A 10,236-nucleotide genomic window follows, 5' to 3' on the forward strand; every position below is an offset into this window, starting at 1 on the left:
ACGTGGCGGCTTCGGAGGCGTAGAGCTTGCTCATGGAGCCCTCCGCCTGGGTGAAGTCCTTGCCGTTGCGCGCCATCCACGCCGCCCGCCACACGAGCAGCCGGGCGGCGTCGATCCGGGTGGCCATGTCGGCCAACAGGAAGGCCACCCCCTGGTTGTCACCGATGGGCCTACCGAACTGCTCACGCTGGGTGGAGTAGTCACGCGCGTACTCGTAGGCGGCACGCGCGCAACCGATCGCCATCGCACCCACCGTGGGTCGGGTCGCCTCGAAGGTCTTCATGGCGGCCTGACCCTGGGAGCGCTTGCCCTCCCGGGCACGGGCCAGACGCTCGTCCAGCTTCTCCTTACCGCCCAGCAGGCAGGATCCGGGGACGCGGACGTCGTCCAGGACCACCTCGGCGGTGTGCGAGGCGCGGATGCCGTGCTTGGCGAACTTCTGGCCCTGGGACAGACCCGGGGTGCGCGGCGGCACGATGAAGGACGCCTGCCCACGCGAGCCCAGTTCCGGTGCGACCGAGGCGATCACCACGTGCACGTCGGCGATGCCGCCGTTGGTGGCCCAGGTCTTGACGCCGTTGAGGACCCACTCGTCCTTGGCCTGGTCGTAGACGGCGCGGGTCCGTATGGCGGAGACATCGGAACCCGCGTCCGGCTCGGAGGCGCAGAACGCCGCCAACGCGACCTCGTCCACGGTGCCGAACATCTGGGGCGCCCACTCGCCGACCTGTTCGGGGGTGCCGGTCTTGCTCAGCGACGCGGCGGCCAGCCCGGTGCCCATGATGGACAGGCCGATGCCGGAGTCGCCCCAGAACAGCTCCTCGATCGCCACCACCATGCCCAGGCCGCTCTCCTCGAAGGCCTGGGTGGCGAAGAAGTCCAGGGAGTACAGGCCGATCTTGGCGGCCTCCTGGATGATCGGCCAGGGGGTCTCCTCGCGCTCGTCCCACTCGGCGCCCGCGGGGCGGATGACGTCCCGGGCGAACCCGTGCGTCCAGTCCCGCACGTCGCTGATCTCTTCGGGGAGTTGGAGGGAGAAGTCGGGCATGGAGAGGGCTCCTTGGCGGTCGGTCTGGGGTGTTACCGGCGGTTACCCATAGATATCACCGATGAGCGGCGGTGCGGTTTCCGGCCGGTCCCGGTGTCGGCGCTCCCGTGAGCGAACGCGGCGACGTAGGGTCGGGAAATCCGGTGCCCGCACGGGAAAAGGGAGGCGTATTCTCCCGCATTCCCTGAATTCGACCACGGAAAGCGTTCTCGCCCGAACGAGAGGCCTTGTATGGAACGGGATGTCTACGACCCCGAACACGAGACGTTCCGGGAGGCCGTGCGGGTCTTCCTCGACCGTGAGGTGCTGCCCCACCGCGAGCGCTGGGAGGAGGCCGGGGCCGTGGACCGCGAGGCGTGGCGCGCCGCCGGCCGCCAGGGCTTCCTGGGCATGGCGGTCCCCGAGGAGTTCGGCGGCGGGGGAGAGCCCGACTTCCGCTTCAGCGCGATCGTGGCCGAGGAGCTCGCCGCCACCGGCTCCAGCGGGTTGGCGTTGGGGCTGCACAACGACATCGTGGGCCCCTACCTGACCGCGCTGGCCACCGACGAACAGAAGGCCCGGTGGCTGCCGGGTTTCTGCTCCGGCGACCTGGTCACCGCCATCGCCATGACCGAACCCGGGGCCGGCTCCGACCTCCAGGGGATCCGCACCCGGGCCGAGGACCGGGGCGACCACTTCCTCCTCGACGGCGCCAAGACCTTCATCTCCAACGGTGTCCTCGCCGACCTGATCGTCGTGGTGGCCCGCACCGGGTCTGAGGGCGGTGCCCACGGGCTCAGCCTCCTGGTGGTGGAGCGGGGCATGCCCGGTTTCGAGCGCGGTCGCAATCTGGACAAGATCGGCCAGCACGCGCAGGACACGGCGGAACTCTTCTTCGACGGAGTGCGGGTGCCCCGGGAGAACCTGCTCGGTGACCTCGACGGGGGCTTCGGGCACCTCATGTCGCACCTGCCCCAGGAACGGCTGGCCATCGCGATCGCCTCCGCGCGCGGCGCCGAGCGGCTCGTGGAGCTGACCACCGACTACGTGCGCGAACGGGAGGCCTTCGGTCGCAGGCTCGCCTCCCTCCAGCACGTGCGGTTCGAGATCGCCGAGATGGTCGCCGAGTGCACGCTGGTCCGCAGCTTCGTCGACCGCTGCATCAAGGCCCACGGTCGCGGGGAACTGGACGCCGCGCACGCCTCGATGGCCAAGTGGCAGGCCACCGAACTGCACAACCGTGTGGCCGACCGGTGCCTGCAGCTGCACGGCGGCTACGGGTACATGCGCGAGTACCCGGTGGCCCGCGCCTTCGTGGACGGGCGCGTCCAGACCATCTACGGCGGCACCACCGAGATCATGAAGGAGATCGTGGGCCGCGCCTGGCTGGCGTGAGACGACGCCCGTGGGATCGGGTGTGCGGGGCTCCGGGCGGTCGCGGATGCGCGCCCGGCTCCCCGCCCCGATCCGCCCGTGCACGCGTGCGACGGAAGACGTCGCGCGCCCATTCTTGTCCGTTTCATCCTTTGTGGTGTTGGTGGTGAGGATGACTCCTTTTATGGCACTACGGAAATGACGGGTGCTTTTCGCGGGATGAAGAAATGGTTAGGCTTTCCTGTGTCCTAGATCACGTTCTTGAGGAAGTCGCCCAGGAGTACACATGACCTCCGTTCCCGGCACCGCGGACGATCCCACGAACCGCACTCTTCCCGATCTCCTCCTGCGCAACGCGCGCGAGTTCCCCGACCGCCCGGCGCTGTCCTGGCGCGAACCCGGGGCCACCGACTGGACCACCCTCACCTGGGCCCGCACCCACGACACCGTCGCCGCCCTCGCCGAGGGCTACGCCGCCCTCGGGGTCCGCCCCGGCGACCACGCCCTGATCATGATGGGCAACCGGCCCGAACACTGGCTCTCCGACCTCGCCCTGGTCCACGCCGGCGCCGTTCCCGGTACCGTCTACACCACCTCCGCACCGGAGCAGGTCGCCCACATCGCCCGCCACAGCCGCGCACGCGTCGCGGTCGTGGAGAACGCCGAGACCGCCGCCCGGTGGGAACCCCTCCTCAAGGACCCGGACACACCCCTGGCGCACCTCGTCGTGGTCGAGGGCGCCGACCCCGAGCGGGGCCACACCCCCTACACCGCGCTCACCGAGGCCGTGCCCGCCGGTGCCTTCGACCGGTGGCGCGCGCTCACACCCGACGACCTCGTCACGGTGGTCTACACGTCCGGCACCACCGGTGATCCCAAGGGTGTGGCGATCTCCCATCGTCGGGTGCTGGCCCAGACCGGGGCGCTCGAACGGGCCCTGGAGGTCCCCGCGCACCCCTCCCACGTCTGCTACCTGCCGTTGGCGCACATCGCCGAACGTCTCCTCGGTATCTACCTGCCCCTGGTACGGGGCTCCCACGTGTGGATGTGCGCCGACCCCACCGCGATGGTCGGGGTCCTGCCCCAGGCCCGGCCCGTGCACTTCCTCGGGGTGCCCCGTGTCTGGGAGAAGCTCGCCGGCGCCGTCCACGCGATGCTGTCCACCCTGCCCGAGGAGCGGCGCGCGGTCGTCGACGCCGCCCGGGAGATCGCCACCGAGTACGCCGCACACCTCGAACGCGCGGGGGACATCCCGGCCGACCTGGAGGAACGCTACCGACGGGCCCGGGCCACCACGCTCGACCCGCTCCTCGCTCGGCTGGGGCTGGACCGGGTGGCCCTGCCCACCAGTGCCTCGGCGCCCATGCCCGTGGACGTGGCCCGCTTCTGGGCGTCCCTGGGCGTGATCATCATGGACGCGTGGGGGCTCACCGAGTCCGTGGGGGTGGCCACCATGAACCGCCCCGGGCCGGGGGACTTCCGGATCGGTTCGGTGGGCCGTCCCATCGACGGCATCGAGGTGCGCCTGGCCGAGGACGGCGAGGTTTTCCTGCGCGGCGACTCCCTCTTCCAGGGCTACCTCGGGGCGGACGGGTCCATCCGCCCCGACCTGGACGCCGACGGCTGGTTCGCCACCGGTGACGTGGGCCGGATCGACGAGGACGGTTTCCTGTGGATCACCGACCGCAAGAAGGAGCTCATCGTCACCTCCGGCGGGAAGAACGTGTCCCCCGCCCTGGTGGAGAACACGCTCAAGGAACACCCGCTGATCGGGCAGGCGTTCGCCCACGGTGACCGCCGGCCCTACCTGGTGGCGCTCATCGTGCTCGACCCCGAACTCACCCCGCTGTGGGCGGCGTCCCAGGGCATCGACGCCGAGGGCGCGCACCTGGCGGAACACCCCGAGGTCCTCGCCGAGATCCAACGGGCGGTGGAGGCCGCCAACCACCGCCTCAACCGCCCCGAACAGGTGAAGCGGTACCGGGTGCTGTCGGGGGAGTGGGGGCCGGAGACCGGGGAACTGACCCCCTCGCTCAAGCTCCGCCGCCGCGTCGTGGCCGACCGCCATGCCCGGGATCTCGACGCGCTCTACCAGGACTGACGCTCCGCGCCCGGGGCGTGGTCCGCCCCGGGCCCCGGAGTGGTCGCGGTGCGAGGGGCCCGCGGCGGGGCGGGCTCAGCCGAGGAGCGGTGGCGCGAGCCGGGCCAGGGTCGCGAGCCGGTCGCATTCGCCGGGGAGCGGTTGGACCACCACGTGGTCGGCGCCCGCGGACAGGTGCCTGTTCAGGGCGGCGGCCGCGCTCTCCGCCGACCCCTGGGCCACGAGCGCGTCCACGAGGGCGTCGCTCCCCCCGTCGGCGAGGTCCGGGGCGCCGTAGCCGAGCCGTTCCAGGTTGGCGACGTAGTGGGGCAACCCCAGGTAGAAGGACATCCCCTCACGCGCGGCAGCCCGTGTTCCCGCCGGGTCCGTGCCCAGGACCACCTTGTGCTCCACGGCCAGCAGGGGACCCCCGCTCAGTCGCTCGCGCGCGTCGCCGGTGTAGGCGGTGTTCACCAGGTAGGGGAGGGCACCCGCCGCCCGGGTGGCGCTCAGCTCCAGCATCCGAGGTCCGAGGGCCGCCAACACGCGCCGGTCGACCGGTACCCCCTCCCGGTCCAACACGTCCAGATACGCCCGCATGCCCTGGAGCGGGGTCCGCGCCCCGGGGCCCCGTTCCCGGCGATGGCCCGCGCCGAGCCCCAACAGGAACCGGCCCGGGTAGGCCTCCTCCAGCCGTCGATAGGCGTCCGCGACCTCGTCGGCGGGGGCCGTCCCGGTGCTCGGCGGAGGGCGAACCGCCCACCCAGAGGGTCCCGTAGCCCAGGCGCTCCACCTCGGCCGCCACGTCCTCGTCGATGTCCTGGTGCCGCAGCCACACCCCGTGCCGGCCCAACCTCACCGGTGTCGCGTCCAGCCCCATGGGTCCTCCCGTCGTCGGATCCGTGTGTCCACCAAACTACGGCGGTGGTGCCCGTGGGGCCCGGCGACGCCCCGTCGTGCCGATCGGTAGGGCCGGGAGCGTCCGGCGGGGACGGCAGCGACCGAACCCGAACGCAGTATCCTCGACGTTCGATCCCCGTGCGGTTCCCCTCGCCCCCTGGAGACGGCACATGAGCGTGTTCCCCTCATCAGACGATCCCGAACAGGTCATCACGGTCCAGCAGGACTACGACAGCGACACCCCCGTGCCCACCCACCACCTGGAGAGGGGGGAGTCCCGCACCTTCGGTCGCGGTGGCCGCAACCGCCACGTGGACATCCTGGTGGCGGCGGGCGACCGGGCCGTGTCCCGGGTGGCCGGCGAGGTCACCTCGCACGGCGATCACTGGCGGATCAGCAACCTCAGCCCCACCAAGGCCTACGTGGTGGAGAACACCGAACGGCTCGCGGGGTTCCTCCAGGTCCCGCCCTACACCCAGGGCATGCTGGTGCCCTTCGAGACCTCCCGGGTACTCGTCCCCGGCGCCCACGGCGAACACAGTTTCCTGGTGATGGCGCCCGCCGCCTGCGGCAGTGTCCTGGTGCCCTCCGGGGACCCGCTCGGCGACTCCGACCTCGGCGAGAGCAACGCCGAGCGCACGGACGTCCGAAGTTTCCGGATCGACCGTCTGCACACCTACTACCGGGTGCTGGCCGCCTTCTGCGAACCCCGACTGCTCGACCCCGGCACCAGGTACACCCCCACCCAGCACCAGGTCGCCCGACGGCTGAAGCTGTCCAAGGCGGCGGTCAACTCCCACATCGACTACCTGCTCAAGACCAAGTTCCAGGTGGAGCCGGAGGACGCCCGCCAGGGGCAGGACTGGCGGGTCGACATGCTCACCGAGAAGGCCCTGCACTTCGGACTGGTCACCCGGGAGGACCTGTCGGTGCTGCCCGACCCCGAGGGCGACGCCTAGCCGGTGTTGTATAACGATGTAAAACACATCGACCCCGGGCGTCCCGCCCGGGGGAGGAGGAGCGCGTGGGTATCAGCCTGAAGGACGTCGCACTGCGGGCGGGGGTGTCGGTCAAGACGGTGTCGAACGTCGTCAACGAGTACCGGCACGTGACCCCGCAGACCCGGCAGCGCGTCCAGCGGGTCATCGACGAGCTCGGGTACCGACCCAACCTCACCGCCCGCCACCTGCGCAAGGGGCGGACCGGCATGATCGCCCTCGCGCTTCCGGAGCTCGGCAACCCCTACTTCGCCGAACTCGCCGACGCCGTCATCGAGTACGCGGGCGCGCTCGACTACATCGTGCTGCTCGACCACACCAACGGCCGCCGGGACCAGGAGGTGCTGTTCGCCCAGGGGTTCCGTGCCCGGGTCATCGACGGGTTGATCCTCAGCCCCATCGAACTGGAGAACGAGGACCTGCTGGCCCGGGAGAGCGACGCGCCCCTGGTCCTGCTCGGTGAACGCCAGTACGACGCGCCCTACGACCACATCGCCATCGACAACGTGGCCGCCGCCCGCACCGCCGCGGCCCACCTGATCGAGCTCGGGCGTCGTCGGATCGCGTTCCTGGGCGCACGTCACGGCCAGGCCCGGCAGACGGCCCACCTGCGACTCCAGGGATGGCGCGAGGTGATGGCCGAGGCCGGAAGGCCCACCGGCGAGGAGTACGTGGCGGCCACGGACGGGTACACGCGTGAGGACGGTGCCCAGGCCATGGCCCGCCTCCTCGACTCGGGGGTCCGGCCCGACGCGGTGTTCTGCTACAACGACCTCATCGCCATCGGCGCCATGCGCACGTTGACCACGCGGGGGCTGCGCGTCCCCGAGGACGTCGCCGTCGTCGGGTTCGACGACATCGAGGACGGCCGTTACTGCGCCACCACGCTCACCACGGTCGCACCCCACAAGAGGGCCATAGCGCGCGCCGCGACCGACGCCCTGCTCGAAAGGCTCGCCCTCACCGGCGGGCAGGAGATCGAACCCCGCCGGGTCCAGCCGGGCTTCGCCCTGATCCCCCGGGAGAGCACCACCGGCAGGTCCTGACCCGGCCCGCTCGGAGCGTGACGCGCACCCGGCCCCCGTGACACCGCGCGCCTCCATGCCACCGTGCCCGGGGCGCGGTTCCCGTGTCCGTGTCCATGTGGGCCCTCTCGGACGCCCGTGGGGCGCAACCCAGGTCGACGGTCGATGGGCGCGCAACCCAGGTTGACACCATGGACGCGGTACAAGCGGCGGCCACCGCCTCCGACACCTCCTCGCCGATGGACGGACTCCGAGCCGTCGCCTCGTCGCGCATGCTCGTGGACTCCCTGGAGCTACGACAGGTCGAGCAGGCGCTGCGCGACGGTGCGTCGGAGCGGCGCTCGGGGTGACGCGCCAGGCCGTTCAGAAGAAGTACGGGAAACGTCTGCGCCACGTGCGGGCGCACGAAAGGGGCCGACGATGACCGGTTCGTCCACACGACCCTCCGCGCTCTCCGCGGGCTACGACCGCGTCGTGATCCTGAGCGCCGCGAGCCGCGAGGCGGTGCGCGCGGGCCACCCCGAGGTGGGGTTCGAGCACCTGCCGCTCGGTGTGCTCGTCAACGGGGGTGCGGGGCCCGAGCCCTCAGGGAAGCCGGAGTGGACCTGGAGCGGGCACGTGAGGCGATCGACGCACGCCTGGACGAGGTCCTGGCCGAGTGCCCCTCGACCGGCGGCGACGCTGCCCCGATCACCGCGCTGATCGACGACGAGGGCGGGACGCTGCGGGAGACCATCACGGCCGGCGAGACCGGACGCTCGGTGACCTGGACCCGGGACGAACAGGAGGGTACGGCCCCACGTGTCCTGACGGTGGTCATCGAGCCCGTCGGCGACCACGCCCGAGTGCGCCTGCTCATGGACCGGCCCAACGCCCTGCGCAATCGGCTCGCCAACCGCATGGTCCGGTGGTTCGCCCGGCAGCAACTCCGCGCCCACGCGCAGGCCATCGTCCAGGCCGCCGCGTCGTAGGGGCCAGGACACTCCGGCGGCGCCCCGGGTCGGAGCGATCGGCCCGGGGCGCCGTCCTGTCGTGCGGGGTCATGGCGGTGCCTCGTGCCCCCGAGCGTGCGGATCGCGCCGTGCGCCAGGGGTGGTCGCGCAGGCGGCCGAGTCCGCTCTCCGTCCGCGCGGAGGTCCCGTGCGACGGGATCGTGGCGTCGACGCGCACCGTACCCGCGGGGTCGGCGTGGCCGAGCGTGCCGCTCCGACGCCGCCCGCGCCGTGCGCCGCCCCCCGCGCCGGTCGTTTCTCAGGCCGCCGACGTCATGACCTGACCGCGGCGACCGCCTCGTCCCAGAGGGCGTCGAGCGACGACCCTCCGTCGCGGCGCACCCACGTCTCGGTGGCCACATCGAGGCAGGTCAGCGCCGCGGCGATGATCGCGGCGGCGCGGTGATCGGCGCTCTGCTCGTCGAGGGCGGTCACGGCGCGCAGCCGTCGGGCCAGCTCGGGGACGAGCAGCTCCTTCCACGCGAGATGTTTCTCCAGGTGACGCGCGCGCAGCGACGGTGCCTGGATGAGCATCCGCGCGATGCGCAACTCGACCTCGGCGCCGGCCCAGGCCTGGTCGCGCAGCGCCAGGAGCGCGGCGCGCACCGCGACCCAGGGTTCCTCCTCGCGTGGCCGGGCGGCCAGCTCCGCGCGAACACGGTGTCCTCGGTCGATGAGGTCGCCCAGGACGACGTCCTCCTTGGTCGCGAAGTAGCGGAAGAACGAACGTCGAGAGATCCCGGCGGCCTCGGCGATCTGGTCGACGGTGGTCTCCTCGAAGCCGTGTTCGAGGAAGAGGGCCATCCCCGCTTCGGCGATCTCCCGATGCACCGCACGACGTGTGCGTTCCCGCAGGCCGGGTCTGGGTTCTCCACTACTCACGCGTTCACCCTATCGGAAAGTCACTCTGCGTCGAATGTGGCATCAAGTGTCATGTTTGGCATAAGGTGCTGCCATGACCATCGATCACTCCACCCAGACCACGCTCATCACCGGCGCCAGTTCCGGTATCGGCGCCGCTCTGGCCCGGCGGCTCGCCGAACGCGGTACCGCCCTGGTCCTGGTGGCCCGCCGCACCGAACGGCTGGACGCCCTCGCCGACGACCTGCGCCGGGACCACGGCGTCCGGGTCGAGACCGTGTCCGCCGACCTGGGCCGTCCGGAGGCGGGGCGGAACCTGGCAGCCGAGGTCGACCGTCGTGGCATCCGCGTCACCAGCCTGGTCAACAACGCGGGGGTCGGGCTCGACGGCGCCTTCGCCGACCAGGACCCCGACGAACTCGCGTCCCTGCTCGCGCTCAACGTCACCGCCCTCGTGGACGTCACCCGGGCGTTCGTGGAACGCCTGACCAGGACCGGGGGCGGCTACCTCGTCAACGTCGCGAGCGCGGCGTCCTACCAGCCGATCCCGGGCATGGCGACCTACGCCGCGAGCAAGACGTTCGTGCTGAACTTCACCGAGGCGCTGTGGTGGGAGACGCGCGGGAGCGGCCTGCGCACCCTGGCGTTCTCACCCGGCCTGACCCGTTCGGAGTTCTTCGACGGCATCGGCGAGGAGGGCTACGGGAACGGATTCCAGACCCCCGACGAGGTCGCGCGGGCGTTGGTGCGCGCGCTCGACCGGCGCAGGTCGGTGCCGAGCGCGGCCGCCCGGGTGAGCACCACCCTCGCCGCGACGCTCGGCCGCCTCTTCAGCCGTAGAACCACCGTGCTGGTCGCGGCCCGTGGGGCGGGTTCGGCCGCCCTCATGCGCAAACGGCGTCCCATCGTGGCGTGAACCCCGGCGGGGCCGTGGTCACCCGGTGGCGCTGTCGCCTTCGTCGCCGGTGTCGTCGGGTGG

Annotated in this window: 9 protein-coding genes and 1 pseudogene; 7 read left to right on the forward strand and 3 right to left on the reverse strand. The window is 71.7% G+C overall.

From position 1 onward, the window contains the following. A partial coding sequence (locus DSY14_RS26735) for an acyl-CoA dehydrogenase family protein (protein ID WP_211719384.1) occupies positions 1-1,048 on the reverse strand: 1,048 nt, incomplete at its 3' end. 231 nt (positions 1,049-1,279) lie between these two features. Between DSY14_RS26735 and DSY14_RS26740 the strand changes: the two genes are divergently transcribed. After that, positions 1,280-2,422, forward strand: a complete 1,143-nt coding sequence (locus tag DSY14_RS26740; RefSeq protein WP_211719385.1) for an acyl-CoA dehydrogenase family protein — start codon at positions 1,280-1,282, stop codon at positions 2,420-2,422. Positions 2,423-2,687: 265 nt separating this feature from the next. Continuing rightward, entirely contained in the window at positions 2,688-4,502 is a 1,815-nt protein-coding gene (locus DSY14_RS26745; RefSeq protein WP_211719386.1) for a long-chain fatty acid--CoA ligase, read from the forward strand. A gap of 75 nt (positions 4,503-4,577) precedes the next feature. Here DSY14_RS26745 and DSY14_RS26750 read toward each other — a convergent pair. After that, positions 4,578-5,361, reverse strand: a pseudogene (locus DSY14_RS26750) (TIGR03620 family F420-dependent LLM class oxidoreductase). Between the two features lie 190 nt (positions 5,362-5,551). Between DSY14_RS26750 and DSY14_RS26755 the strand changes: the two are divergent. The 4 genes from DSY14_RS26755 to DSY14_RS26770 all read left to right on the forward strand — a co-directional run bounded on the left by DSY14_RS26755 (position 5,552) and on the right by DSY14_RS26770 (position 8,375). Next, positions 5,552-6,340: a helix-turn-helix domain-containing protein gene (locus DSY14_RS26755; protein WP_211719387.1), complete on the forward strand. Its 789-nt coding sequence runs from the start codon at positions 5,552-5,554 to the stop codon at positions 6,338-6,340. A 65-nt stretch (positions 6,341-6,405) separates the two neighbouring features. Further along, positions 6,406-7,425 carry a LacI family DNA-binding transcriptional regulator gene (locus DSY14_RS26760; RefSeq protein ID WP_211719388.1) on the forward strand — a complete coding sequence of 340 codons (1,020 nt, stop codon included), beginning with the start codon at positions 6,406-6,408 and terminating at the stop codon, positions 7,423-7,425. 170 nt (positions 7,426-7,595) lie between these two features. Beyond that, a complete protein-coding gene (locus DSY14_RS26765; RefSeq protein WP_249188527.1) occupies positions 7,596-7,754 on the forward strand; it encodes a hypothetical protein in 159 nt (52 codons plus the stop codon). A 249-nt stretch (positions 7,755-8,003) separates the two neighbouring features. After that, positions 8,004-8,375, forward strand: coding sequence for a hypothetical protein (locus DSY14_RS26770; RefSeq protein WP_249188528.1), 372 nt, complete (start codon positions 8,004-8,006; stop codon positions 8,373-8,375). 294 nt (positions 8,376-8,669) lie between these two features. Here the strand turns inward: DSY14_RS26770 and DSY14_RS26775 are convergent, their stop codons facing one another. Continuing rightward, positions 8,670-9,278: a TetR/AcrR family transcriptional regulator gene (locus DSY14_RS26775; protein ID WP_211719389.1), complete on the reverse strand. Its 609-nt coding sequence runs from the start codon at positions 9,276-9,278 to the stop codon at positions 8,670-8,672. A gap of 73 nt (positions 9,279-9,351) precedes the next feature. On the opposite strand from DSY14_RS26775, the gene DSY14_RS26780 reads away from it, so the two are divergent. Next, positions 9,352-10,173 carry an SDR family oxidoreductase gene (locus tag DSY14_RS26780; protein ID WP_211719390.1) on the forward strand — a complete coding sequence of 274 codons (822 nt, stop codon included), beginning with the start codon at positions 9,352-9,354 and terminating at the stop codon, positions 10,171-10,173. Positions 10,174-10,236 lie beyond the last annotated feature (63 nt).

It is taken from the genome of Nocardiopsis sp. MG754419 (assembly GCF_018207095.1).
GTDB lineage: Bacteria > Actinomycetota > Actinomycetes > Streptosporangiales > Streptosporangiaceae > Nocardiopsis.

Excerpts from the sequence above, each read along its gene's own strand:
- DSY14_RS26740 (WP_211719385.1), top strand. The coding sequence starts at position 1,280 with ATGGAACGGGATGTCTACGACCCCGAACACGAGACGTTCCGGGAGGCC.
- DSY14_RS26780 (WP_211719390.1), top strand. The coding sequence starts at position 9,352 with ATGACCATCGATCACTCCACCCAGACCACGCTCATCACCGGCGCCAGT.
- DSY14_RS26765 (WP_249188527.1), top strand. The coding sequence starts at position 7,596 with ATGGACGCGGTACAAGCGGCGGCCACCGCCTCCGACACCTCCTCGCCG.
- DSY14_RS26745 (WP_211719386.1), top strand. The coding sequence starts at position 2,688 with ATGACCTCCGTTCCCGGCACCGCGGACGATCCCACGAACCGCACTCTT.
- DSY14_RS26755 (WP_211719387.1), top strand. The coding sequence starts at position 5,552 with ATGAGCGTGTTCCCCTCATCAGACGATCCCGAACAGGTCATCACGGTC.